Raw genomic sequence first — 25697 nt, forward strand, 5'->3', positions numbered from 1 at the left:
CAGGGTGAATTTCTTGATCGAGACTTAAGCGTCAGAAGAGATCGCCAAAGCCCATGGTGGTGAGGTTGCGGTGCGAGGTTTCCAGGGCTTCCCACACGGTGCGCCCGTACAGTTCGTCCTGTTCAACGAGCAGATACTGGGCGCCAGCAGCTTCTGCTGCGGGAATGATGGACGGGAAATCGAGGTTGCCCTCGCCCACCTCGGCGAACTGGACCACGTTCTTGAACTCAGTCATGAAGTTCACGAAGTCACCGCTTTCCAAGTAGCCAAGGGCCGACTCCGGCATTTGCCCAATCCGGTAGTCCTTCAGGTGAACCATGGCGGTGCGGCCGGAATACTTCTGAAGTGTCCGCACGGGGTCAAGTCCGCCGCGCTGCACCCAGTGGACATCGATTTCCAAGCCCATGGCGGGCGAGTTTTCATTAATGATGTCCAGCATGTACTTGCCATCAAACTTCGCGAACTCAATGTGGTGATTGTGGTAGTACAGGCTGATGCCGTGCTCTGCCAGGCGTTCGGCGTAGCCGTTGGTTTCCTTGGCAAATTCAATGACTGCGTCGATCGACGTCATTGCTCCGAATGGCAACATGCCGATCCGTACGAGGTTTGTGTCAAGACGCTTGGCATCGTTGACGATCTTCTCGAAGTCTTCTTGGAGGGATTCCCCTGGGCGGCCCACGGGCTTTTCCATCATGACCGACAGCGAAGCCACATCCATGCCCAGCTCCGTCTGCGCCTTTTCCAGTTCGCCGACGTTTTTTTCGTCCATGGGGATCTGGGAAATCTCGACGGCGTTGTAGCCCAGTTCGCTAACTTTGCGGAGCGTCTCAAAGGCGCCCGCTTCCGCAAAGCTGTCCTTGAGCATCATTGCCTGTACACCGATTTTTGCCACGATATTCCTTTCGTTGGACGGGGCATGAATGCCCCGTCCGGCACTTACTTGACGTTTAAAATCTTGCGTGACGGCTAGGCCGGCACAGAGGCGGCGGCTTCGATCCGCTGTGCTTTCAGCAGCTCGTGCCTGTCTTTCCGGCGTTTTTCCTGCCGGTCAGGATCCGGCACGGGTGAGGCCAGGAGAAGTCGCTGCGTGTAGGGGTGTTCCGGTGTTCGGGTGACCACCTCGGCAGTTCCCTGTTCAACGATCTCCCCGCGGTACATGACAGCAACGCGGTGGCTGATGTGCCGCACAACGTCCAGATCATGGGAGACGAACAGGTAGGAGACGCCCGTGTCCCGCTGGATCTGCAGGAACAGGTCAAGGACCACCGCCTGGGTGGAAAGATCCAAGGCACTGACCGGCTCATCACACACAATGAGTTTCGGAGACAGCGCCAGCGCACGGGCGATCGCCACGCGCTGGCGCTGGCCGCCACTGAATTCCCGGGGAAGCCTGTGGATGGCGTCCGACGGCAGGCCCACCTGATCCAGCAGTTCACGAACTCGACGTTTGGCCTCGGTGGGCGATTTCCCCTGCACGCTCAGCGGTTCTGCGAGGATGTCGCCGATTTCCAAGGCCGGGTTCAGGGACGTGTAGGGGTCCTGGAAAACAACCTGCAGGTCCCTGCTGAGGGCCCGGCGGTCCTTGCGGCTGGCGTGGCTGATGTCTTTTCCCTCAAACGTGATGGTGCCCTGGGTAACAGGCGCCAACCCCAGCACGGCTCGACCCAAGGTGGTCTTGCCGGAACCGGACTCCCCCACCAGGCCCAAGGTCTCTCCCGCCTTGATGGAAATGTTGATGTCCGTCAGGGCGCGGAAGGGTTTGGCCCGGAAATGCTTGGTGGGGTACTCGACCACCAGTGAGTCAACGCTCAGCAGATTGCCGTCCAGGTTCTGCCCCGGCGTTGCCAGCGTGCCGCTGTTCTGGAAAGTGCTCACTGTGCTGCCTCCGTGCCCGCCGCGACGAGCATAGTCATGGGTTCCTTGCCTTCAAGCATGGACCCCAGGAGTTTCTGGGTATAGGGGTCGGCCGGATTGCGCAGGATCTCCCGCACAGGGCCTTCTTCAACCAGTCGGCCGTTCTGCATGACCACAACGCGGTCGCACAGGTCGGCCACCACGCCGAAGTTGTGGGTAACCAGGATGACACCGACGCCCAGGCGCTTTTGTAGGTCCCGGATCAAATCCAACACGTCCGCCTGCACCGTCACGTCAAGTGCTGTGGTCGGCTCATCGGCGATGATCAAATCGGGCTCACAACTGATGGCACCGGCGATAAGCACCCTCTGGGCCATACCACCGGACACCTCATGGGGGTACGCCTTGAAGGTCCGGTCCGGGTAGGTGATTCCCACATCGGAGAGCAACTTCATCGCCCGATTGGTTGCTTCAGCCTTGGAAATGCCCAGCACGCGCACCATGGGCGTGACCAGCTGGTAGCCGATGGTGAAGGCCGGGTCCAGGTTGCTCATGGGTTCCTGCGGAATGTAAGAGATCCGCTTGCCGCGCAGCTTGGAGAGCCGATCCTGATTAACGGTATCGTCGCCCGGAGCCACGGTGTAGTCGCCATCAAATTGAATGGCCCCACCCACAATGCGTGCAGTGTCCGGCAGCAAACCCAGGATGGAGAAGGCAGTCTGCGACTTCCCGGAGCCGGACTCCCCCACGATCCCGAGAATTTCTCCACGGTCAACGTGGAAGGAAACGTCATCCACCACCTTCTTAATGGATCCATCAGCTTGAGGGTAGCCAACGCCGAGATTGGTGACCTTGACCAGATGGTGCTCTGTTCCAGATTCGACGGCGGCAACAGCCTTGCGGGATGCCCGCGTAACAGTGGGGCTTGGGCCGGATGTCGCTGTCGCGGCCTTGTCGGCCGGCTTCTTGCGGTGCTTGATCTTCTCGCCGTCTTCCATGGCATCGCGGATGGCATTGCCGAGCAGGACCAGCGCCCCAATGGTGAGCGACATTGCAAAGGATGGCCAGAACAGCAACTCGGGCTTGAGATAAACATTCTTGAAGCCTTCGCTCAGCATGACGCCCCAGGTTGCCTTGCTGGGATCGCCCAGGCCAAGAAATTCGAGTCCGGACTGGATGGCGATGGCCACCCCGGCAATGGCGGCCGTCTGGATGATGACAGGCGCTCGAACCACGGAGAAGATGTGCCGGACGATGATGCTGCGGTCCGAAAGCCCCGAAACTCGGGCAGCGTCCACGTAAAGTTCGTTGCGCACCGATTGGACAGCCGTCCTGGTGAGGCGAAAATAGGCCGGGCTGATCAGAACGCCGAAGGCGATCATGGAAACCCACACCGACGGTCCGAAAGCAGCTCGGATCGTGAGCAGGACGATCAGTCCAGGCAGGCTCATGAGGATGCTTACCACCCAGTTGGAGACTGCTTCAAATCTTCCGGCATAGTAGCCCGCTATCAGGCCCGCAGGCAGGCCAATGGCCACGGCCACGCCTGCACAAAGCAGTGCGGACAGCAAAGTCAGCCGCGCACCAAAGAGCAGCCGGGACCAGATATCCCGTCCGGCGCTGTCGGTGCCCAGAATATTGACGCTATCCGGACTCGCGAGGGTCTTGGCGATATTGGCGTAGTTCTCCTCGAAGGGCGCCAGGACGTCGGCGAAAGCGGCTAGCAGAGCAATCCCCAACAAAATGACGATGGCAACGATGCCGAGAGGATTCTTGAACAGTCGCTTGAGAACCGTTGAACGAACGACGGTCCCCGACTGGCCTGGCGTTCCGGGGGCAGGAGTCAGGGCTGAGGTATTGACGGACTCGGTCACGAGACACGCACCTTCGGGTTGAGCCAGCCGTTGAGCAGGTCCACCAGCAGGTTGACCACAATCACAACGACGACGGTGTACATAACGATGCCCATCACCACGGGCAGGTCACTCTGAGCTGTTGCGGTGACGGCGAGCGGGCCCATGCCTGGCAAGGCAAAGATCGATTCGAGAATGACCACACCGCCAAGCATGCCGATCAGTTGGAGGCTGAGCACTGTTAGCCCGGCCGGCGCGGCACTGCGCAGTACGTGCTTGAAGAGGATCTCGCGTTCGCCAATGCCGCGGCTTCGGAGCGTGCGGACGTAATCGCGTTCGAGCTGTTTGATGACGGCGCTGCGGATTTGCTGTGCACCGCCTGTCACACCATTGATCAACAACGCGATCACCGGAAGCGTCATGGACATCACCCATGCGTTGAGCGGAGCCCCTGGCGAAATGGTGCTGGTGGCGGGGAATAGCCCCGCCTGAATGGCCAATACCGTCACCAGGATAACGCCGATGACGAACCCGGGAATGGAGTCACCAATGATCGCACCGACTTGAACCACCCGGTCCACCCAGCCACGTTTGACGGCAGCAGCGACGCCAATGAGGGTGGCTATGACGGCAATCAGGATCATGGCGGTGATCACCATGGTCATCGTGACCGGAATGCGGGTGGCAAGTGAGTTGGTGACCGGTTCTGAACTAAACCAGGAAGCACCAAGATCACCGCGCAGTGCGTGGGTCAGCCAACTAAAGTAGCGGACGAAGAGTGGCTGGTCTAGCCCAAGTTCAGCTTCCTTGACCAACAGCTGCTCCGGCGTTGCCTGGTCTCCGAGAATGTTGCGGGCAATGCTGCCGCTGGAAGCATAAAGTAGGACGAAGGTAAGGACCGAGACAGTGAGCAGGACTACAAGTCCGCTACCGAGGCGCTTGAGGATGAATGTGATCATTGCTGGCTCCGTTGAACTGGCATGTTTGGCTACCTCGTTCCGGCGCCTCTCCCCCTAACAGGGCGGGGCGCCGGAACTGGAAGGCTACTTGGCTGGGATTACTTGGCCGGGGAGTAGTTGTAGATCGACGGGACTGCTTGCTGAACCTGGGGCTCAACATTGACCTTGTCGTTGTGGTAGTACATCTGATTGATCCTGAACAGCGGGGCGAACCAAGCCTGGTCGACGACGTACTTGTTGACTTCCTGCGCGGCCTTTCCGGCCTCCGTCCCAGCTGTTTGGACGGCATCGATCTTGGCCTGCAGCTCAGGGGTGGTGTTCTTGAACGGGTTGTACAGCGCCTTAGTGGAAACCATCTGGTTAATGGCAACCCACGGCTCACCTTGGAACAACTGGAAGTAGAGGCTGGTGTACTTCTGTGAGGCGACATCGCTGGTGAAGGTATTCGCCAGGGCCGCACCAATGTTCAAAGTAATGCCAACATCAGCCAGCTGTTGCTTCAGTACCGCCAGAAGTGACTCGATGCCCGAGTACGTCGGCACATCCAGTGTCACTCCGGATTCGAATCCGGCTTCTTTCAGCAAAGCCTTGGCCTTAGCCGGGTCGTAAGGGTACTTGTTCTCAAGATCCTCAACCCATGCTCCACTTGCCTTGCCGAAGGGCTGCGAGGTGGGCGTACCCTGGCCCAAAAGCACCTGGTCAAGAATGGTCTTGCGGTCAAACGCGTAGTTGATGGCTTGGCGGACACGAACATCCTTCAAGGCCGGATTCTTGGTGCCATCGCGGTCCAGGAGCAGGAACCCCTGCCAGTCAACCTCGTTCGAGGCCAAGATCATTTTGGCACCCTCAGCCTGCTTTCCCGTCTTGGGGTCCAGGAGGGTGGCATCCACCTGCCCGGAGACCAGGGCGTTCGTACGGGCCGTCAGGTCGGCGAGGATCTTGAAAGTCAGTTTGGTGTACTTCTGCAGGTCCTTGTTCCAGTAGCCTTCGCGGGCATTGAAAACGGTCTGCGAATCCTTGACGGAAGATGCTTTGTCCATGACGTACGGACCGCTGCCAACGGGCTCCGTCTTGATGCCTTCAGTTTCCAGCGCCTTGGGGCTTCCCATCAGGCCGGCCGCCTGGCTGAGGTAGTACTCCAAAGACGGATCCGGGGAAGCGAGGTTGAGTTCGACGGTGTCAGCGTCAACGACCTTCACCTCCGAAACGGCCGTGAGCTGGGGCATCTGCGGGCCGTTGGCTTTCTTGAAGTGATCAAGATTGGCCTTGGCCGCCGCTGCGTCGAACTTGGCGCCGTCGCTGAACGTGACGTCCGTACGCAGGTCCACTGTCAGCACAGTGTTGGTGTCGTTATACTTCCACGCCGTAGCCAGCATGGGGCTCAGCTTGCCGTCAGGTTCACGCAGCAGCAAGGAGTCGTAGACGGCCTGATAGGGCTGAAGCAGGTGTCCCACGTGTGCCTGGGCAGGATCCCAGGAACGGACATCATTAAGCGTGCCGAGGGTGAGTGCCGTGGCAGCTGCGTCGGCGCCGCCGCCGTTATTGCTGCCGCCGCCGCAGGCGGTCAGGGCAAGCGCAGAAGCAGTAAGAACTGCCACGACTGTGGATTTTGGACCAAACTTCATTGTTGGCTCCTTGTTCATAAAGATCTTGTTCAAAAGGGTTGGGGGTCTGTCTAAACTCAATGTGTCTTGCGCCACATTTGATGTTGTAGGGAACACGCTACTGCCGATGCAACATTTTGGCAACCGATTGTCATGAAATGGCGAAAATTGTTACATGCACGAATCGAAAGTTCAGGATTCTAGGTATTTTTGGGCACCATATAACGGCAATCGGTTGTTATCCATGACAATTCCAGGTGCGTCAAATGCCGTCCTGGCGGTCATTGCTAGGAGACCTCTGCCAGCTTGTCCGGGTAGCTTTGGGCGTAGACGTTCTTGATGATGCGCAGAGTCTTGAGGGCTTCGGCGGGGTCGATCCAAAAAGGTCCGTCCTGGCCAAGCTGGGCATAGAAGTCGGCAATCAACAGCTGGTGTGAGACACCCCAGTAGTCGCGCCCGCCGGACGCGGCACGCCGCTCTTCAACCACTTCCACCCGGCCGTCGTCGTGGGTGATGGTCAGGTCCCCGCGCAGGTGCAGGGTGGCTTTCTCCGCGACTATGTCCACCGTGACGGGCGCATTGACAGAGTTGGCAAGGGTTGCGTAAAAGACGCTGCGGACCCCGTTGCCGTGCGAGAGCACCAGTTCCGCGGTGTCTTCGACATCAATGGTCTCGCCCAGCGCATGCGTGGCTGCGTGGCCCGACACCGCCGTGACCCCTCCCATCATCCACTGGAGCAGGTCCAGGGTGTGGATGGCCTGGTTCATGAGCAGGCCCCCGCCACCACCGGACCAGCTCCCGCGCCATGGCCGGTTCTGGTAATAGGCGGCGTCCCGGAACCACATCACGGTTCCCGAACCACCCTGGAGGGCACCAAATTCGCCGCTGGCGAGCCGCTCCGCCATGGCCTGCACCGCCTGGTTGTAGCGGTTTTGAAAGCAGATGCCGATCCGTGCCGTACTGGCGGCGGCAGCGGCAGCCAGCCGTTCGCCGTCGGCCAGGGTGCTGGCCAACGGCTTCTCGCTGATCACGTTGATGCCGCGCTCCAGCGCCGCGATGGCCGGGTCGGCGTGCTGGTTGTGGGGCGTGCAGACATGGACCACGTCGGGGCGCACCTGATCCAGCATGGCCGCCAGATCGCTATACCCCGGCACGCCATAGGTCGCTGCGGCAGTGGCCAAACGGCCCGGATCGGTGTCACACACCGCCACCAGCGCGACGCCGTCGATGGCGGAAATCGCCTCGAAGTGAACTGTGGCAACGTCTCCGGCTCCGATGACGGCAATTCTGGGCATGGTGACTCCTTTGTCTGGTGGTGGGTGCGGCAAACTGATGGGGCGCAGCAGGGGATGGCGGGCCGTTTAGGCGAGCGTTACGCCGATCGCGTCCGTGGCGGTGCGGAAGGCCCGAGCTGCCTCGCCGAATGCTGCGGGGCCGGAGAATCCGCCCAATTCGTGCTGAGCTGCAAGGTGCGGTTCGAGCGAGGCAAATCCGCTGTAGCCGTCCTGGCTCAGGGCGGTCAGCGTCTCCACCAGCTGGCCGTCGCCACGGCCCGTGGGGACCACTTCGCCGCTGCCTGCGATGGCGTCCTTGACCTGAAGGTATTCCAGGTACGGGCGGAGCATGGCGTAGGCGTCCGTGTAGGGCTTGACGCCGACCTGGACAAAGTTGGCGTTGTCCCAGGCGGCGCGCAGCGCCGGGGAATTCACAGTCTGAAGGAGGTCCAGGACGCGCTCGGGAGTGTCACCGTAGATGTCCTTTTCGTTTTCGTGGATGAGCACCACGCCGGCCTTCTCGGCTTCGGCGGCCAGCAGCGTGAGGCGTTCCATGACGGCGTCGCGAATGTCCTCGGGGCTCTTGTCCTCGGCCCGGAAGAAGGAGAACATGCGGATGTAGCGGGTGTCCAGGGCCTTGGCAACGTCAATGATGCGGCGCAGGCGCTCCACCTCGTGGGCTGCCGGAAGGCTGGCATCGACCTTGCCGATGGGGCTGGCCACGGCGGAAACCTTCAGTCCCGACTCGTCCAGGATCGCTTTCAGTTCCGCCACTTGGGCCTCAGATAGTTCAACAACGTTGACGCCCCAGGCGCTGCGCACCTCAATGTGCGATGCGCCCAAGGCGAGCATGACTGCCGCCTGAATCTTGGGATCGGGGTCAATTTCGTCGCCGAAGCCGGAAAGAGCCCAGGTGGGATTTGAGGTGCTGGTCAAGGGTGCCTCCAGGTTGGGTGGGTGTGTCACTTGTTGCCGTGCGGTGTGCGCCGCACCATCCGGGCTGACCTGCGGCAGATGCCGCATTCTCCTTGATGGTGCCGGTGACTCATTTCACACGCCGCCCTTATGCTGTGAAGTTTAGCGCCGATACAACTCAATGACAACCGATTGCCATTTCTGGCCATTATCCGTATTCTTGCGATTAGGACAGTGCTGTCCATCACATTTTGACCGTTGGTGCAACGCAGCGCCACGACCCTCCCCCACAAGGACGTGCCCCATGAGTGCTCCCCCCAGCACTACCCCGGATGCCAGCTCAGGAGCCCTGCCCCGGAAGCCTGCAACGATTCACGATGTCGCAGCGCTTTCCGGAGTCGCAGCCTCAACCGTCTCGCGGGCCTTGTCCACCCCTGCCCGGGTCAACTTCCGCACCCGCGCCCGCATCGAGGCAGCCGCCGCGCAGCTGAACTACGTTCCCAATGCCCAAGCCAAGGCGCTGAGCTCGGGCCGAACCAAGGCCGTTGCCGTGCTGGTTGCCGACATCACCAACCCGTTCTACTTTGACATCATCCGCGGCACCCAACTCCAGCTCAAGGCCGCCGGCTACACCCAGTTGCTGGTGGACACGGAAGAGTCCGACGAGGTTGAGGTGAATACGATTGAGCAGCTGCAGAACACGGCTGACGGCGTCATCCTGACAGCATCCCGGCTCTCCGACGATGCCCTGGCGCAGGTTGCCGCAAAGATGCCGCTGGTCACCATCAACCGGAGCGTCCCCGGCGTTCCATCAGTTGTTCTAGACACGCCCACGGCAACCAACCAGGCACTTGACCACCTGATCTCCCTGGGCCATTCGCACATCGCCTATCTGGGGGGTCCGGAAACCTCAAGTTCCAATATTCGCCGCTGGGAGGCGCTGACCGCGGCCGCGAAGGTACGCAGCGTGGATGTTGTCCGGCTGGGCCCCTTCGCCCCGCGGACCTACGCCGGTGCTGCCGCGGCGGACGCCTTGGTCCACTCCGGTGCCACCGCTGGCATAGCCTTCAACGACCTGCTGGCCATCGGCATGCTCCAACGGCTCCAGGCCCGTGGTGTCAAGGTGCCCGAGGACATCAGCATTGTTGGGTGCGATGACATCTTCGGCGCCGACTTCTGCAGCCCACCGCTGACCACCGTCACTGCTCCGGTGGAACAGGCCGGACGGGTGGCGGTCACCATGCTTCTGAGCCAGATTGAGCCGGGCCGGGGGCTGCTCCCGCGCAGCCTGTCCGTCCTGCCAACCCACCTCACCATCCGGGGGTCCACAGGCCCTGTCCGGACCTAGCCTCCCACCCCTGCCGTGCCTGCCGAACGGGCAGTAGTTGTTGATGTTTTACCAAAACATCAACAACTACTGCCCGTTCGGCAGGCAAAGAGGCAGCGTGGTTACCAGCTTTGCGGCAGCGGCCGGCCTTCCTCATAGCCGGCGGCCGACTGCACCCCCACAATGGCCCGGTCACGGAACTGTGCCAGCGACGCGGCACCCGCGTACGTGAAGGAACTGCGCAGCCCGGCCGTGATCATGTCCAGGAGATCCTCAACCCCCGGCCGGGCCGGATCAAGGTACATCTTGGAGGTGGAAATACCCTCCTCGAAGAGTCCCTTGCGGGCACGCTCAAACGCCTGGTCCCCCGAGGTCCGGTTTTGCACTGCCCGGGCCGAGGCCATGCCAAAGCTCTCCTTGTACAGGCGCCCGCCGGCATCGGTCTGCAAGTCTCCGGGACTTTCGTAGGTGCCGGCAAACCAGGAACCAATCATGACCTGGCTGGCGCCGGCGGCCAGGGCCAGGGCCACATCGCGCGGGTAGCGCACGCCACCGTCGGCCCAGACGTGCGCACCCAACGGCGCAGCCGCCGTCGAACATTCCAAAACGGCTGAAAATTGTGGCCTGCCAACAGCCGTCATCATGCGGGTGGTGCACATGGCGCCGGGGCCGACCCCCACTTTGAGAATGTCTGCACCGGCCTCCACCAGATCCTGCACGCCGGCGGCACTGACAACGTTGCCGGCGGCCACCGGCACCGCGGGGGCCAAGGCACGCACGGCGCGCAGGGCATCGAGCATCTTTGCCTGGTGGCCGTGGGCGGTGTCCACCACCAGGGCGTCAACCCCGTAGTCCAGCAGGGCAGCCGCCTTGGCCGCCACATCGCCGTTGATGCCCACGGCAACACCCACGCGGAGCCGGCCGGAATCGTCCAGGGCAGGCTGGTAGATGGTGGAGCGCAGGGCGCCGGTGCGGGTCAGCACACCCACCACCTCACCCCCGCGCAAAACAGGCGCGTAGTCGGTTCCGGCGGCATCCAGCACGGCAAAGGCGTGGCGCAGGGCCTCATCCGTGAGCGTCTTGGCCGCGGCGTAGTCCAGCACGCCGGCATCGGCCTGGGCGCGAATCCCATCAAAGGGTGCCGCATCAAGTGTCACCACATTGGAACGCATCACCGAGGCAAGGGAGGAAAACCTGTCCACGCCTTCGCAGTCGGCCCCCCGCACCACCCCCACAAAGTCGTTGCCATCAACCACCACCACGGCGTTGTGTGAACGCTTGCTCATCAAGTGCACGGCATCAATGACAATGTCCCCGGCCCCCATCAACAACGGTGTCTCATAGAGGGAGTCGCGCTGTTTGACCCACTCTGTGACGGTTTTTAGCACGTCCAGGGGAATGTCCTGCGGCAGTATGGCCATGCCGCCACGCCTGGCAACGGTTTCGGCCATGCGTTTGCCCGAAACGGCGGTCATGTTCGAAACCACCAGGGGAATGGTGGTGCCGGTGCCGTCACCGCTGGACAGGTCAACGTCCAGCCGTGAGGTCACGGTGGAACGCGACGGGACAAGGAATACATCTGAATATGTCAGATCGGTGGCTGGTTGGTTAAGAAAACGCATGGCACTCCTTGCAACTGTTGGACAGTCGGCGGCCGCCAGTCGGATCCAAGGGCCGCCCGGGTTTGAGTCTAACCAGCTAATCCGTCCATTCACCGCAAAAATGACGCACTTTTGAGCGTTGATCAGGGCGCGCCACATCACAGATTGGCCTACAAGCTAAATTGCTTACTAGACTTACTGCGGAACGGGTTTGTTGGACCCCAACCAACTTTCGAATAGGCTACGCAAGTTTGCGCCGTCAGCATCCGCCAGATTCGGGTGCCGTCTCCATGCGCAAGGTTGCACAGCGGGCAACAAGATCTCATGGAAGAGGCGTAATACACGTGCCAGAGCAATCCATCCACCGTCTACCCGAAGAATTTGGCGGCAACGAGTGGCTCGTCGATGAACTGTATGAGCGCTACAAGGGCGACAAAAGTTCCGTAGATGCCAAATGGTGGCCACTCTTTGAGGGTTTCGCTGCCGATGACGCAGCGGGCAACGGACGCCACACGGCTAGTCACGCCACGCCCATCACGGCCCAGATCCCGGTAGTTCAAGCCGCAACACCAGTTGCCAGTACGACGCCGGCACCCGCCGCCGCTGTTCGGGCACCTGCCGCTGAGGTTCCTGCCGAGACGGCCCAGCCGGTCGCTGCTGCTCCTGCCGCGGCGAAGGCACCGGCAGCCCCGCGGCCGCCGGCACCCGCCAAGGATGCGGCCCGCACCGGCACCACCCCCATCCCGGCCCAGCTGCCCAAGTCTGCCAAGAACAATGCCGTTCCTGAAGAGGCTGTCCAGACTGTGCTGCGCGGCCCGGCCAAGGCCATCGCCGTGAACATGATCAGCAGCCTGGAAGTCCCTACGGCCACCAGCGTCCGGGCCATCCCGGCCAAGCTGCTCATTGACAACCGTGTTGTCATCAACTCCAACCTTGCCCGTGCACGCGGCGGCAAGGTCTCCTTTACGCACCTGATCGGCTACGCCGTCATCAAGGCGCTGGGGCAGTTCCCCTCCATGAACGTGTACTACGACGAGATCGACGGCAAGCCCGTTGCCGTCCAGCCGCCGCACGTGAACTTCGGCATTGCCATTGACATGCCCAAGCCTGATGGCACGCGCCTGCTCATGGTGCCGAACATCAAGCGCGCCGAAACACTGAATTTCGCCGAGTTCTGGCGCACCTACGAGGACCTGATCAAGCGCGCCCGCGCCGGCAAGCTCACGGCGGATGACCACTCCGGGACCACCGTTTCACTGACCAACCCCGGCGGCATCGGCACGGTTCACTCTGTTCCGCGCCTGTCCAAGGGCCAGGCCGCCATCATTGGTGTTGGCGCACTTGACTACCCGGCCGAATACCAGGGCGCCAGCCCCAAGATCATCGCCCACAACGCAGTCTCCAAGATCCTGACGCTGACCTCCACCTATGACCACCGCGTCATCCAGGGTGCTGGCTCGGGCGAATTCTTGAAGAAGGTTCACCAGCTGTTGCTTGGTGCGGAAAACTTCTACGATGACATCTTTGAGTCCCTGCGCATCCCGTACGAGCCCGTGCGGTGGAGCCTTGACCTGCAGGTTGACCCGGCAGATGAGATCAACAAGGTTGCCCGCATCCAGCAGATGATCCACTCCTACCGAGTGCGCGGCCACCTGATGGCTGACACCGATCCGCTGGAGTATGTCCAGCGCAAGCACCCCGACCTGGACGTGCTCACCTACGGCCTGACATTGTGGGATCTTGACCGCGAGTGGCCCACGGGCGGCTTCGGCGGCAAAGCGAAACTGCTGCTGCGCGACATCCTGGGCGTACTGCGTGACGCGTACTGCCGCACCACGGGTGTGGAGTACATGCACATTCAGGAACCCGAGCAGCGTGAATGGTTCCAGAATGAGCTGGAGCACCCCTACTCCAAGCCGAGCCGCGAAGAGCAGCTGCGCATTGTCTCCAAGCTCAACTCTGCCGAAGCGTTTGAGACGTTCCTGCAGACCAAGTTTGTTGGCCAGAAGCGTTTCTCCCTGGAGGGCGGCGAATCCTTGATTCCGCTGCTGGACTCCATCATCTCCGACGCAGCCGACGACGGCCTGGACGAGGTTGCCATTGGCATGGCGCACCGTGGCCGCCTGAACGTGCTCACCAACATTGCTGGCAAGACCTACGCACAGGTGTTCCGCGAATTTGAGGGCACCCAGGACGTTCGCAGCGTGCAGGGCTCCGGCGATGTGAAGTACCACTTGGGTACTGAGGGCACTTTCACTTCCGACGCCGGCAACGAGACCAAGGTCTACCTCGCCGCAAACCCGTCCCACCTAGAAGCCGTTGACGGCGTCCTTGAGGGCATTGTCCGCGCCAAGCAGGACCGCCTGGACCAGGGCGAGAACTTCCCCGTGCTGCCCATCATGGTTCACGGTGACGCCGCCTTTGCCGGCCAGGGTGTTGTTGCAGAGACCCTGAACCTTTCCCAGCTGCGCGGCTACCGCACAGGTGGAACCATTCACATCGTTGTCAACAACCAGGTTGGCTTCACCACGGCGCCGTCGTCCTCGCGTTCCTCGGTGTACTCCACCGACGTGGCCAAGATGATCCAGGCCCCCGTGTTCCATGTGAACGGTGACGACCCCGAAGCTGTGGTGCGCACGGCCCAGCTGGCTTACCAGTTCCAGCAGCGCTTCCGCAAGGACGTTGTCATCGACATGGTCTGCTACCGCCGTCGCGGTCACAACGAGGGTGATGACCCCTCGATGACCCAGCCGCTGATGTACAACCTGATCGAGGCCAAGCGTTCAGTGCGCCGCCTGTACACCGAGGCCTTGATTGGTCGCGGCGACATCACCGAAGAGGAAGCCACGCAGCTGCTGCGTGACTACCAGGAACGCCTGGAACGCGTGTTTGCTGAAACGCACGCAGCCCAGACCTCCCCCATCCCGATCGTCACCAAGGATGCTGCGGCGGTTTCCGATCTGGAACGCCCCATTGCGCAGCAAAGCGATTCCGGCGTGAACGATCCCCAGGTGACGGCCATCAGCGCCGAAATGCTGGCCAAGATCGGCTCCGTCCACATGGCGATCCCGGAAGGCTTTGAGGTTCACCAGAAGCTCAAGCCCTTGCTGGAAAAGCGTGAGGCCATGTCCCGCGAGGGCAACATTGACTGGGGCTTTGGCGAACTGAGCGCCTTTGGCTCCTTGCTGCTTGAAGGCGTCCCGGTCCGCATGGCCGGCCAGGACTCACGCCGCGGCACCTTCGTGCAGCGCCACGCAGTATTCCACGACCGTGCCAACGGCAAGAACTGGACCCCGCTGCGCGACCTGAGCGAAGACCAGGCCAAACTGTGGATCTATGACTCCCTGCTCAGCGAATACGCTGCCATGGGCTTCGAGTACGGCTACTCCGTGGAACGTCCCGACGCCTTGGTGGTGTGGGAGGCCCAGTTTGGTGACTTCGTCAATGGTGCGCAAACCATCATCGATGAGTTCATCTCCTCCGCCGAGCAGAAGTGGGGCCAGCGTTCCTCACTGGTGCTGATGCTTCCGCACGGCTACGAAGGCCAGGGCCCCGACCACTCCTCAGCACGCATCGAGCGCTTCATGCAGATGTGTGCCGAAGAGAACATGATCGTGGCCAACCCGACCACACCGGCGTCGCACTTCCACCTGCTGCGCCGCCAGGCTTACCGCCGCCCGCGCAAGCCGTTGATCATTTTCACCCCGAAGCAGTTGCTGCGCCTGAAGGCTGCTGCTTCCTCGGTGGAGGACTTCACCACCGGCGGCTTCCGCCCGGTCATCGGCGAGCATGCTGCGTTGGAGAACAACGCTGTGGACCGCGTCATTCTGGTCTCCGGCCGCTTGTACTACGACCTGCTCGCGGCACGCGAGAAGGCCGGGGACAACAAGGCTGCCATCATCCGTGTGGAGCAGCTGTACCCGCTGCCGCTGGAGGAGATCAAGGCTGAGCTGGCAAAGTACCCCAATGCCGAGCTGGTCTGGGCTCAGGACGAACCTGCCAACCAGGGGCCGTGGCCGTTCATGGGCCTGAACCTGGCACCCGAGCTGGATCAGAAGCTGAGCCGGGTTTCACGCCCGGCGTCAGCGGCAACAGCAACAGGTTCTGCAAAGAACCACGCCGTCGAACAGACCTTGCTGATCAAGCAGGCGTTCGAGCGTAGCTAGAACACCATGGATGCCCGGTCTGCATTATCAGGTCGGGCATCTTTTCTTTGGACTTCAAAATTTGTAGGAATGAAAGGGGCGCCGTGGACAAGCGGGAACTGCGCATTGTGGCTGTGGGGGACGAGTTGGTTGCAGGTGTGGGCGATCCCCGCGCACTGGGCTGGCTGGGCAGGGTTTTGGCAAGGACTCCACAGGACACCATCACGGTTGAGCCGTTTGTCCTGGCGTGCCCGCGCGAGGGCACCGAGGCGCTGGCGGGACGCTGGCTGCACGAGGCCGGGCGCCGATTTGATGATTTCCACGAGAACCGGCTGGTCATAGGTCTCTCCGGCCGAGACATCGAGTACGGTCTCTCCACCGCCCGAAGCCGGCTGAATCTTGCCAACATCTTAGATGGCGCCACCCAGCTGAACATTCCCGTGTTTGTGGTGGGCCCGCCGCCGTCGTTGGATCCTGCGCTGAACCGGAAACTGGCCGAGCTCAACGCAGCCTTTGCCGATGTCACCACGCGGCGCAAGCACCACTACGTTGACACCTTTGCACCGCTGCAGAACCACGAGCAGTGGCGCAATGACGTGGCGGCCAACGCGGGCACCCCCGGCCAGGCCGGCTACGGCCTCATGGCGTGGCTGGTGCTGCACCGCGGCTGGTACCAGTGGCTGGACCTGCCCGAGTCCGCCTAGCCCGCCCCCCTCTCCGCCGAACGGGCAGTAGTTGTTGATGTTTCCCCGGAACATCAACAACTACTGCCCGTTCGGCATTTTTTATTTCGCGATATATCTTGTTTTGTGGCGCAACGCGTTATATCGTGTTTCACATGGACGCGATATAACGCGAATGAAGGAGTAGCAATGAATCAGGATTTGTGGTCCATTAGCGACCCGCAAACACTTGAATTTGCCGGAGTTGCCGAAGTTAAGGTGGCCCTGGTCAAGGGGCGCTTTGACATTGTGGTGACGGAAGGGCCAAAAGCAACGCTGGAAATCTCCGAAGTGGAGGGCCAACCCCTGGAGGTGCGCTTCAGCAACGGAACGTTGAAAGTGGAACATTTCAATGCCTCCAACTGGTTGCAGCGGCTGATCAACTTTCAACAGGGCGCAAGTGCCGTCATCAGCATTGCGGTTCCGCCAGGAACATTTGTCTCTGCAAGCACCGTCAACGCCGATGGCATGGTCAGCGGCAGCGCGAAGACGACCCTGCGCACAGTCACTGGTTCCTTGATGGCCGACGCCACCGAGGGGCTTCTCACCCTGGACACCGTGAGCGGGGAAATCATTGCCCGTGACCACCGCGGCGACTTGGTGGCCAAAAGCGTCTCAGGGGACGTCATGGCCTCGGGGGAACTGAACAACGTCCGGGCCAGCACAGTTTCCGGCAACGTCAGCTTCGACCTGCACGGCACACCCCTAACCTTGAAGGCCAAATCTGTCTCTGGTGACGTCACGGTCCGGCTGCCCAGGACCGTTGGCGTCCACGTGACATCAACCAGCGCCTCGGGGACCCTGCTAGTGGACGGGGAGCGGCACAGCAACCTGGGCCAGAGCACCACGGTCTCCACGGGCCCGGCCACCCCACTGCTCATTGCCCACACCTCGACAGTGTCCGGAGCTGTCTCAATGGTGTACGCCCCGGAAGAACCGCATCTGGACATCTCCTTGACCAAGGAGGAGAACTAATGCCTCCCGTCTTCGCCCACGGCGCCCTGCGCCTGTACCTGCTCGCCGTTCTCGAGGAGGGGCCCCAACACGGTTATGAGATCATCCGGGCCTTGACAGACCGCTTCGGCGGCACCTACTCCCCCAGCGCCGGCACCGTGTACCCGAGGCTGGCCAAACTTCAGGAGGAGGGGCTGCTGGCAACCACAATGGAGGGGCGGCGCACCGTCTACTCCCTGACGCCAGCCGGACGGGTCGAGCTTGAACAGCGCCGCCATGAGCTGACGGAAGTGCAGGCAAGCATTTCCGCCTCCGTGCGCAGGCTCGCCGACGATATCCGTGTGGATCTCCAGGAGAACATGCGCAGCCTGCGGGCAGATCTGGCAGCCACCGCCGAAAACGCCAAAACCCAAGCCCGCCAGGCAGCACGAACCCCGCACAGCGAAACGGCAGTCACCGGCAGGCAACTCAAGGAGGCCGAGTTTCTGCTGCAAAAATTCCGCGACGACCTTCGTTTGGATTTGCGCCTGCACGCCGCCCGGAACGGAATGGACGAGTTGGCGCTTGAGACGATGCGAACAGTTCTGAATCAGTCGGCCATTGCCATCCGCGCCTCGTTGAGGAAGTGACCGGGGCCCTCGGTTAGGCACGCAAGAGTCATTTATGCCAAAATGGGTAAGGATCGTTTTTAAAGGTCTTTCTAGATGATTGGAGACAGCTATGTCGAAGCGTTCACGTAAGCGTCGGGATCGTAAAAAGGGCGGCGCTAACCACGGTAAGCGTCCCAACACGTAAATCTTGACGTAAAAAGCAAAAGCCCGCTCCGCCATGTGGCGGGGCGGGCTTTTGTACTTTTGCCAAGACACGAGAAGATCAGGCCAAGGTTAGGCTGGAGTCATGGACATCTCACCGACCAAGTCCGGAAGAACGGCGTCGCACCTTCTCGCCTACGCCCCTGCAGGGGCACCTGAGCCGGAGTCGCAGCTGGCTGACATTGACAACCGCGCGGACATCCTGCGATTGGTGGAGGCCTTCTATAGTGAGGCTTTTGCCGATGATCTCATTGGGCCCATCTTCACCGAGGTGGTGCAGATGGACCTGGCAGAACATCTGCCCATCATGGCCGACTTCTGGCAAACTGTACTGTTCAAGGCCGGGCTCTACCAACGCAATGCGCTGAAGATCCACTTTGATATATCTGCCAAGGAACCGCTGACCCTGGAGCACTTCAACAGGTGGTTGCGGCTGTGGAGCCGCACCGTGGACAGTCTCTTTGCCGGCGAAAAAGCCGAACTGGCAAAAGCCCAAGCCCATGTGATCGCAGGCTCCATGCACCGCCGCGTGAGCGGCCGTCCGGCCAGCGCCTACAGCACCATCACCCTGCGGCCGGAACCCGGTTCCGGTGCTGCCGGGGCAGGCAGTGAGCCACGCGGCGGCTGAGCTGGCCTAGACTGCCGCAGGCTTGCTCTCGTGCAGGCGGGCCAAAATAGCTGCCTTGAGTGTTTCCGGAGCCGCTTCCTTGCAGGAACGCTTAACAACCGTGCGAATCACGCATTCCAGGTCATACTGGTGCGCGCAGTCCTCGCAGCCGTCCAGGTGGGCCTTGATCTCGGCAAGGTCATCGAGGGACAGCGCCCCGTCGAGGTACTCGTAGATCCGTCCGACCCGTTCGTCGTCGCAATCTCCGAGGCTTTGGCAGTCGCCCATGATTATTTCTCCGTTTCCGTCATTTGAGTGGCGTCCTTGACATAGCCGCGATCCACGGCGTAGTCGGCCAACATATCTCGTAAAAGCTTCCGTCCCCTGTGCAACCGCGACATCACGGTGCCAATGGGGGTGTTCATGATCTCTGAAATTTCTTTGTACGCAAAACCTTCCACGTCGGCAAAATACACCGCGAGCCGGAACTCTTCCGGAATGGCCTGCAAAGCGTTCTTCACATCTGAATCCGGCAAGTGGTCCAGGGCGTCTGCCTCGGCCGAGCGCAGGCCGCGCGAGGTGTGCGATTCTGCCCGGGCCAGCTGCCAGTCCTCAACGCTGTCGGAATTCGACTGCAGCGGCTCACGCTGGCGCTTGCGGTACAGGTTGATGTACGTGTTGGTCAGAATCCTGTACAGCCACGCCTTTAGATTGGTGCCAGGCTTGTACTGGTGGAAAGCCGAGAACGCCTTGGTGTAGGCCTCCTGCACCAGATCTTCGGCATCACTGGGATTGCGTGCCATACGCATGGCTGCAGAATACAGCTGATCAACATAGACCATGGCATCACGTTCAAAGCGCGCACGCCTCTGATCGGTGGTTTCGGTGACAACGTCCACCCCCTCCACGTCAGTGGCCCGCACGACGGCTGGCTCCTTCGCAGTGGGTTGCTCGGCGTCGGGGCTCGCAACGGCTGACTCGATGGTTTGCTCAGGCTCGGAAATGTTCATCACTGTTGAGTCTATGCTCAGACTCAGCTTCAGGGGTGCCGGATGGCTCAGTGTCTGCATTGCCGCCTTTCCTTCGAATGATTTGTCCGTGCAGCCAACCCCCACGGGAACTGTCACATACCTACTAAACCCGGGAACGACGTCGGATATTCCGCAAACACGGCATCAGCGAAAGAGACGTGGGAGACTTAGATACAGCACCAGCTTTCCGTTTGGCCAGTAGAAAAGTCAGCGGGAAGATTAGAGCACATCCAAGGAGGCCTACTTGTCCATTGTTCGCGCACTTGCCCGCCCCATGTTGGCATCATCGTTCATCCTCGCCGGCCTTGACCGGTTGCGCCATGCAGACCAGACGGCTGCGCAATTGAGCCCCGTTCTGCGACCGCTCAGCGCCGCTTTGCCCATGGAGGCGAGCGAGAAGACCCTGGCACGCGTGCTGGCCGGGACCCAGGTAGGTGCAGGCATTTTGCTGGCCACGGGGAAATCCTCCCGCGCAGCAGCTGTGGTGCTCGCCGTGACGGCTGGCCTGACCACTGTGGTGGAATATCGCAACGCCGAGCCCACCAGCAAGGAAAATCGTTCCCACCGCCGCAACCAGCTGGCCAAGAACATTGGCCTGATCGGCGGGGCACTGCTGGCAAGCGTGGACACGGCTGGACGCCCCGGCTTGGCTTGGCGTGCGGAAAAGCTGATCGCATCCGGCAAGAAGACCACCCACAAGCAATTGAAGAATGCGGACAAGACAGTTCGCGCGCTAGCTCACGATGTGACAGGACAGTAATTACCCATGACCGCAGCCCATTGGCCCGCACCCTTCTCCACAAAACCCTTGGATGCCACAGTCACCATTCCGGCCTCCAAGTCGCTGACCAACAGGTATCTTGTCCTCGCCGCCATTGCCGACGGCCAATCGCGCTTGCGCGCACCCCTGCAGTCCCGCGACTCTGATCTGATGATCGGCGCCCTGCGTGCCATGGGTGCGGGCATTGCCGAAGTTCCCGGCAGCGGCGGCGTCCCTGATCTTGTGGTCACACCCATTCCTGCCGGTTTTGCAGCACCCGACGGCGGCATCCTGGTGGACTGCGGCCTGGCCGGCACGGTGATGCGCTTTGTCCCCCCGCTGGCTGCCCTAGTCAACGGCCCGGTAAGGTTCGACGGCGATCCCGCGGCCCTTGTTCGCCCCATGGCTCCCCTTGTGGCTGCGTTGGAGGGACTTGGAGTGCTGGTCGAAGACGGCGGGGACGGTTTCCTGCCCTTCACCGTGCACGGCACCGGAGCTGTTGAGGGCGGCCACGTGCGTATTGACGCCGGCGGGTCTTCGCAGTTTATTTCTGCCATGTTGCTGGTCGCCTCGCGTTTTGTCCAGGGCCTGCACCTGGAGCACACCGGCGATTCCGTACCTAGCGTTGACCACATTTCCATGACAGTGGAAATCCTGCGGTCCGTGGGTGTTGTTGTTGACGATTCCACCCCGAACCACTGGATCGTCGCGCCCGGCCCCGTCGCCGCCTTTGACGTGGTGCTGGAACAAGACCTCTCCAACGCCGGCCCGTTCCTGGCTGCCGCACTGGCCACCCGTGGCACCGTGCGTATCCCCAACTGGCCCGCCAACACCACCCAGGTGGGTGACAAATGGCGTGAAATCCTGCCCCAGTTCGGCGCCACGGTGACCCTCGAAGACGGTGTTTTGACAGTGACCGGCGGCCCTGAGATCCACGGCGTGGACATTGCCGACACCAGTGAGCTGGCACCGTCAACGGCAGCCATCTGCGCTCTGGCCTCAACCCCGTCGCGCCTGCGCGGCATTTCCCACTTGCGCGGGCACGAAACTGACCGCTTGGCGGCCTTGGTTGCTGAAATCAACGCCCTAGGCGGCAATGCCGAAGAAACCGAGGATGGGCTCATCATCACCCCGGCCCCCCTTCGCGGCGGCGTTTTTCACAGCTACCACGACCACCGCATGGCCACGGCTGGCGCCATCATCGGCTTGGCCGTGCCCGGCGTCGAGGTTGAAAATATTGGCACCACCGCCAAAACAATGCCCGATTTCCCGGCCATGTGGGCGGCCATGGTGTCACAGACTGCAGCGGCCGACACAACAGCGGCCAGAGCGTAAGGGCATGGCAAAGGACTACAGCAACTGGGACGAATCCGACGTCCGGGTCAGGGCCAACAAGAAGGGCAGCCGGCCGCGCACCAAGGACAGGCCCGCTTACGAGGAAGCCATCATTGGCCGCATTGTTACGGTTGACCGCGGACGCTACACAGCCATTATCGATGAGAATCAGTCCACCGAACGCACCCTGATCGCCGCCAGGGCCAGGGAACTGCGGCGCAATCCAGTGGTCGCTGGTGACTTTGTGGCACTGGTGGGTGATGTCACGGGCAAGCCGGATACCTTGGCCCGGCTGGTTCGCATCGAGGAACGCCGAACGCTGCTGCGCCGCAGTGCCGACGACACCGATCCCGTGGAGCGGGCGGTGGTGGCCAATGCCGACCAACTGGTCATCGTGGTGGCCGCTGCCAACCCCGAGCCCCGTACCGGCTTCATCGACAGGGCCCTGGTGGCCGCATACGACGCCGGCATTGCACCGCTGCTGTTGATCACCAAAACGGACATCAAGGACCCTTCGGAGCTTCTTGCCAATTACGAACACCTCGACATGACTGTCATCATCAGCCGGACCGCTGCCGACGGCGCATCAGGCATCGACGCCCGCAGCGACGACGGCGATTCGGCCCTCTTGGCAGGCGGTGCCGTGGAGCAATTGCACAGCTACCTCGACGGCAAGGTCAGCGTCATGGTGGGCCACTCCGGCGTGGGCAAGTCCACCATGGTCAACGCCTTGACGGGTTCGCGGCGGGCAACCGGCGGCGTCAATGCCGTCACGGGCCGCGGGCGCCACACCTCCTCATCGGCGCTTGCCCTGCGAATCGAAGACGGCAAACCCGGCTCCTGGATCATTGACACCCCGGGCATCCGCTCCTTCGGACTGGCCCATGTGAACCCGGACAGGATCCTCCAAGCCTTCCCCGATCTGCAGCCCGGCACGGACGACTGTGAACGCGGTTGCAAGCATGACAGTGTCGCGGTGAACTGCGGCCTGGACCCCTATGTGGCTGCAGGGCTCGCCGGCGACGCCGGACCGGCCCGCCTTGCCTCGCTGCGCCGCCTGCTGGGCACCAGCGACAGGACAGAGGGCCGCGCCGCGGAAAAGGAACTGGGCATCATCGAGTAGCTGTGCTGGCCGGGCTCGGGGCGCAGTGAACTTATGCGCTGAACCCATGGCGAGTCCTGTGCATAAACACTTATGCGCTGGACTCGCGGCGGGTTCTGCGCATAACTTCACAAGAATTTAGATATGCGCACTACCCGGCTCCGGTTCAGCGCATAAGTTCACTAATAGCGCCGCCAACCCCAACTGCCACGGGTTTATTTGGCATTCAGGCGCCGGAGGGCGTCGTAACGGGCGTTTGGGACAAATCGCGATAGCGTGATGTACATGACGATTGAACCCCAGACGTACAACGACGACCTCCGCTTGGCCCATGTATTGGCGGACAGCGTGGATTCGCTGACCATGGCCCGTTTCAAGGCCCTTGATCTGGAGGTTGAGACCAAGCCGGATCTGACTCCGGTGACGGATGCTGACAAGGCCGCCGAGGAGTCAATCCGCAGCCAGCTGTCCCGGGTACGTCCCCGCGATGCGGTGTTGGGCGAGGAGTTTGGCAGCACTGGTCACGGAACACGCCGCTGGATCATCGATCCCATTGACGGCACCAAGAACTTTGTGCGCGGAGTTCCTGTCTGGGCCACCCTGATTGCCCTGGTGGATGAGGGCCGCCCCGTGGTTGGTTTGGTCAGCGCCCCAGCCCTGGGCAAGCGGTGGTGGGCTGCCGAGGGCACCGGCGCATACATGGGCAAGTCTCTGGCCGCCGCCACCCGCATTCGCGTCTCCAATGTTGCAGAGCTCAAGGACGCCTCACTGTCCTACTCGTCCCTGAGCGGCTGGGCTGAACGGGGCAACCGTGATGAGTTCATTGCCCTCACCGACGACGTCTGGCGCACCCGTGCGTACGGCGATTTCTGGTCCTACTGCATGGTTGCCGAGGGCAGCGTGGACATCGCCTGCGAGCCCGAACTAAACCTCTACGACATGGCCGCGCTGGTGCCGATCGTGACCGAGGCTGGCGGCCGATTCACATCTCTGGAGGGAGCAGACGGCCCCTTCGGCGGCAACGCCTTGGCCACCAACTCCATCCTGCACACGGAAGTCCTGCAGCGTTTGAACCCCAACTGGGACGATCTGCTGGGCTAATCCACGGCATTTAGCTCAATCGTATTAAGAACGACGGCGGCTTCCGCCGTCGTTCTTTTTGCCCGCCTGCCCCCGGCCCAACGGCGGCGTGCGTTTCATGACGTAACAAATGCGAGAACTCTATTCTTGGGCTAATCTTTTTGGCATAGGTCACGAGTGCCAGCGCTAAACCCCGGTTTGCTGGCCGGCAACCCTCCTTTCGCGGCGGGGTGCCCCGGGTGACGACCAGGTCAGGCCGGAGCGGTCATGGCAAGCGCGGACTTCTTGGCTCCTTCCAAGGGTCCTTTGTGTCGAAGGATTTACCCATGAGCTACGCCCTTTTGGAAAAAACATCCCTATCCAAATCTCCCTTGTTGCCGGTGGTGGGCCAGGATTTAAACGCCCCCTTGATCCACGGCGGACAGGTGCGGTACGCCAACCTTGACTATGCGGCGTCGGCCCCGGCACTTGAGGACGTGGCCGCCCACCTGAACGAGGTTTTGCCGTACTACGCCAGTGTGCACCGCGGTGCAGGGTTTGCCTCCCAGGTCAGCACGTCCGTGTATGAGAATGCCCGCAAGATTGTGGCCAACTTTGTGGGCGCCCGCCCCGATGACACCGTCATCTTCACGCGCCACACAACAGATTCCTTGAACCTCTTGGCCGGGTGCGTGCAAAGCATCCTGACCCAAAAGGGGTTCACCGAGGGCCGCTCCAACGTTCACGGCGAAGTGCTGTATCTGGATATTGAGCACCACGCCAATCTGCTTCCGTGGCAGGCGCTGCCGCACCGCTCAGTGGTGGCTGCGGATTCCATCGCAGCGACCCTGGCCCGCGTTGAAACACAGCTGCGGGCCGGCAACGTGCTCCTGTTGGCCGTCACTGGTGCCTCCAATGTGACGGGCGAGGTGCTGCCCGTCAATGAACTGGCCGCCTTGGCCCACCGCTACGGCGCCCGCATTGTGGTTGACGCGGCCCAACTGGCCCCGCACCGCCGTATCGACTTGAGCGCCAGCGGAATCGACTACCTGGCGTTCTCCGGCCACAAGCTGTACGCGCCCTTTGGTGCGGGCGTTTTGGTGGGCCGCTCTGATTGGCTGGACACGGGCAAGCCGCATTTGGCCGGCGGTGGCGCCGTGACAGAAGTGCGACTGGAATCAACCCGCTGGAGTGACGGCCCCGCACGCCACGAAGCCGGCTCCCCCAACGTTTTGGGCGCCGCCACTCTCGCCAAGGCCGCCGCCACCCTGGCAGCACTCGACGCGCAGGACTGGCACAGCCACGAACAGCAGCTGCGTGAGTATCTGGTGGCGGGCTTCGCCGCGATTGAGGGCGTCAACGTCCATTCGCTGTTCTCCGACTCCGCAGACTACCCCGAGTGCGGCAGCATCGGCGTGGTGAACTTCTCCATCACCGGGTACGACGCCGGATTGGTTGCCGCCTACTTGTCGGCCGAGCATGGCGTGGGCGTGCGTGATGGCAAGTTCTGCGCCCACCCGCTGCTGAACCGTTTGGGCCTGCCGTCGGGTTCATTGCGTGCCAGCTTTGGTGTGGGTTCCCGGCTTGAGGACGCACAGCGCCTGATCGAGGGTGTCAGTGCCCTGTTGCGTGACGGGCTGGGCTGGGATTACGTGGTTGACGCCGGCCGCTGGGTGCCCGCCGATGACAACCGTGCGTACCCGCACTGGGCCCCGAACACGCCCGGAACCGCTGGCGCAGCCCCCTGCAACACTTAAACAACACACCCTCTCCCCCGCGGTAA

At 61.8% G+C, this 25697-nt stretch carries 22 protein-coding genes and 1 riboswitch; of the genes, 12 read left to right on the forward strand and 10 right to left on the reverse strand.

The features are described 5' to 3' along the window. Positions 1 to 31: 31 nt before the first annotated feature. From CVS27_RS04820 to CVS27_RS04850, 7 genes are all read right to left on the reverse strand, one after another. Positions 32 to 892, reverse strand: coding sequence for a sugar phosphate isomerase/epimerase family protein (locus CVS27_RS04820; RefSeq protein WP_243399733.1), 861 nt, complete (start codon positions 890 to 892; stop codon positions 32 to 34). Positions 893 to 966: 74 nt separating this feature from the next. Further along, on the reverse strand, positions 967 to 1827 hold the full coding sequence (locus CVS27_RS04825) for an ATP-binding cassette domain-containing protein (protein WP_103464755.1): 861 nt from the start codon (positions 1825 to 1827) through the stop codon (positions 967 to 969). 44 nt (positions 1828 to 1871) lie between these two features. Continuing rightward, positions 1872 to 3728 carry a dipeptide/oligopeptide/nickel ABC transporter permease/ATP-binding protein gene (locus tag CVS27_RS04830; protein ID WP_103464594.1) on the reverse strand — a complete coding sequence of 619 codons (1857 nt, stop codon included), beginning with the start codon at positions 3726 to 3728 and terminating at the stop codon, positions 1872 to 1874. After that, positions 3725 to 4666, reverse strand: a complete 942-nt coding sequence (locus CVS27_RS04835; RefSeq protein WP_103464595.1) for an ABC transporter permease — start codon at positions 4664 to 4666, stop codon at positions 3725 to 3727. The genes CVS27_RS04830 and CVS27_RS04835 overlap by 4 nt, the downstream gene beginning before the upstream one ends. 98 nt (positions 4667 to 4764) lie before the next feature. Further along, on the reverse strand, positions 4765 to 6291 hold the full coding sequence (locus tag CVS27_RS04840; protein ID WP_103464596.1) for an ABC transporter substrate-binding protein: 1527 nt from the start codon (positions 6289 to 6291) through the stop codon (positions 4765 to 4767). A 266-nt stretch (positions 6292 to 6557) separates the two neighbouring features. After that, positions 6558 to 7565 carry a Gfo/Idh/MocA family protein gene (locus tag CVS27_RS04845; protein ID WP_103464597.1) on the reverse strand — a complete coding sequence of 336 codons (1008 nt, stop codon included), beginning with the start codon at positions 7563 to 7565 and terminating at the stop codon, positions 6558 to 6560. Positions 7566 to 7631: 66 nt separating this feature from the next. Beyond that, positions 7632 to 8480, reverse strand: a complete 849-nt coding sequence (locus CVS27_RS04850; RefSeq protein WP_243400071.1) for a sugar phosphate isomerase/epimerase family protein — start codon at positions 8478 to 8480, stop codon at positions 7632 to 7634. Between the two features lie 283 nt (positions 8481 to 8763). Here CVS27_RS04850 and CVS27_RS04855 point away from each other — a divergent pair, with 283 nt between their 5' ends. Then, complete coding sequence (locus tag CVS27_RS04855) at positions 8764 to 9807, forward strand: LacI family DNA-binding transcriptional regulator (protein ID WP_103464599.1); 1044 nt, start codon at positions 8764 to 8766, stop codon at positions 9805 to 9807. 101 nt (positions 9808 to 9908) lie between these two features. On the opposite strand, the gene guaB1 is transcribed toward CVS27_RS04855, so the two are convergent. After that, a complete protein-coding gene (gene guaB1 / locus CVS27_RS04860; RefSeq protein ID WP_103464600.1) occupies positions 9909 to 11408 on the reverse strand; it encodes a GMP reductase in 1500 nt (499 codons plus the stop codon). Positions 11409 to 11731: 323 nt separating this feature from the next. On the opposite strand from guaB1, the gene CVS27_RS04865 reads away from it, so the two are divergent. The 6 genes from CVS27_RS04865 (at position 11732) to CVS27_RS04885 (ending at position 18648) form a co-directional block, all read left to right on the forward strand. Further along, positions 11732 to 15553 (forward strand): multifunctional oxoglutarate decarboxylase/oxoglutarate dehydrogenase thiamine pyrophosphate-binding subunit/dihydrolipoyllysine-residue succinyltransferase subunit, encoded by a 3822-nt coding sequence (locus CVS27_RS04865; protein ID WP_103464601.1) that lies wholly within the window; start codon positions 11732 to 11734, stop codon positions 15551 to 15553. Positions 15554 to 15636: 83 nt separating this feature from the next. Beyond that, positions 15637 to 16236, forward strand: coding sequence for a GDSL-type esterase/lipase family protein (locus tag CVS27_RS04870; RefSeq protein ID WP_103464602.1), 600 nt, complete (start codon positions 15637 to 15639; stop codon positions 16234 to 16236). Between the two features lie 168 nt (positions 16237 to 16404). Beyond that, positions 16405 to 17229 carry a DUF4097 family beta strand repeat-containing protein gene (locus CVS27_RS04875; protein WP_103464603.1) on the forward strand — a complete coding sequence of 275 codons (825 nt, stop codon included), beginning with the start codon at positions 16405 to 16407 and terminating at the stop codon, positions 17227 to 17229. Then, positions 17229 to 17837 (forward strand): PadR family transcriptional regulator, encoded by a 609-nt coding sequence (locus tag CVS27_RS04880; protein ID WP_103464604.1) that lies wholly within the window; start codon positions 17229 to 17231, stop codon positions 17835 to 17837. Before CVS27_RS04875 ends, CVS27_RS04880 begins: the two co-directional genes overlap by 1 nt. A 91-nt stretch (positions 17838 to 17928) precedes the next feature. Further along, a complete protein-coding gene (locus tag CVS27_RS21605; protein ID WP_370739471.1) occupies positions 17929 to 18003 on the forward strand; it encodes a 50S ribosomal protein bL37 in 75 nt (24 codons plus the stop codon). A gap of 102 nt (positions 18004 to 18105) precedes the next feature. Continuing rightward, positions 18106 to 18648 carry a group III truncated hemoglobin gene (locus tag CVS27_RS04885; RefSeq protein WP_207767447.1) on the forward strand — a complete coding sequence of 181 codons (543 nt, stop codon included), beginning with the start codon at positions 18106 to 18108 and terminating at the stop codon, positions 18646 to 18648. A gap of 6 nt (positions 18649 to 18654) precedes the next feature. Here CVS27_RS04885 and rsrA read toward each other — a convergent pair whose 3' ends face one another. Together rsrA and CVS27_RS04895 are read right to left on the reverse strand one after the other, a co-directional pair. Further along, entirely contained in the window at positions 18655 to 18915 is a 261-nt protein-coding gene (rsrA, locus tag CVS27_RS04890; protein WP_103464605.1) for a mycothiol system anti-sigma-R factor, read from the reverse strand. 2 nt (positions 18916 to 18917) lie between these two features. Further along, positions 18918 to 19697 (reverse strand): sigma-70 family RNA polymerase sigma factor, encoded by a 780-nt coding sequence (locus CVS27_RS04895; RefSeq protein ID WP_243400058.1) that lies wholly within the window; start codon positions 19695 to 19697, stop codon positions 18918 to 18920. A gap of 205 nt (positions 19698 to 19902) precedes the next feature. On the opposite strand from CVS27_RS04895, the gene CVS27_RS04900 reads away from it, so the two are divergent. The 5 genes from CVS27_RS04900 to CVS27_RS04920 all read left to right on the forward strand — a co-directional run bounded on the left by CVS27_RS04900 (position 19903) and on the right by CVS27_RS04920 (position 25671). Next, on the forward strand, positions 19903 to 20418 hold the full coding sequence (locus CVS27_RS04900; RefSeq protein WP_103464606.1) for a DoxX family protein: 516 nt from the start codon (positions 19903 to 19905) through the stop codon (positions 20416 to 20418). Between the two features lie 6 nt (positions 20419 to 20424). Beyond that, positions 20425 to 21753 carry a 3-phosphoshikimate 1-carboxyvinyltransferase gene (gene aroA, locus CVS27_RS04905; protein WP_103464607.1) on the forward strand — a complete coding sequence of 443 codons (1329 nt, stop codon included), beginning with the start codon at positions 20425 to 20427 and terminating at the stop codon, positions 21751 to 21753. Between the two features lie 4 nt (positions 21754 to 21757). After that, positions 21758 to 22876, forward strand: a complete 1119-nt coding sequence (rsgA, locus tag CVS27_RS04910; protein ID WP_103464608.1) for a ribosome small subunit-dependent GTPase A — start codon at positions 21758 to 21760, stop codon at positions 22874 to 22876. A 264-nt stretch (positions 22877 to 23140) separates the two neighbouring features. Beyond that, positions 23141 to 23956 (forward strand): histidinol-phosphatase, encoded by an 816-nt coding sequence (gene hisN / locus CVS27_RS04915; RefSeq protein ID WP_103464757.1) that lies wholly within the window; start codon positions 23141 to 23143, stop codon positions 23954 to 23956. A 148-nt stretch (positions 23957 to 24104) separates the two neighbouring features. Continuing rightward, positions 24105 to 24218, forward strand: a riboswitch (SAM riboswitch). Between the two features lie 43 nt (positions 24219 to 24261). Further along, positions 24262 to 25671, forward strand: a complete 1410-nt coding sequence (locus CVS27_RS04920) for an aminotransferase class V-fold PLP-dependent enzyme (RefSeq protein WP_103464609.1) — start codon at positions 24262 to 24264, stop codon at positions 25669 to 25671. Positions 25672 to 25697 lie beyond the last annotated feature (26 nt).

This window comes from Arthrobacter glacialis, from assembly GCF_002909445.1.
Lineage (GTDB): Bacteria > Actinomycetota > Actinomycetes > Actinomycetales > Micrococcaceae > Specibacter > Specibacter glacialis.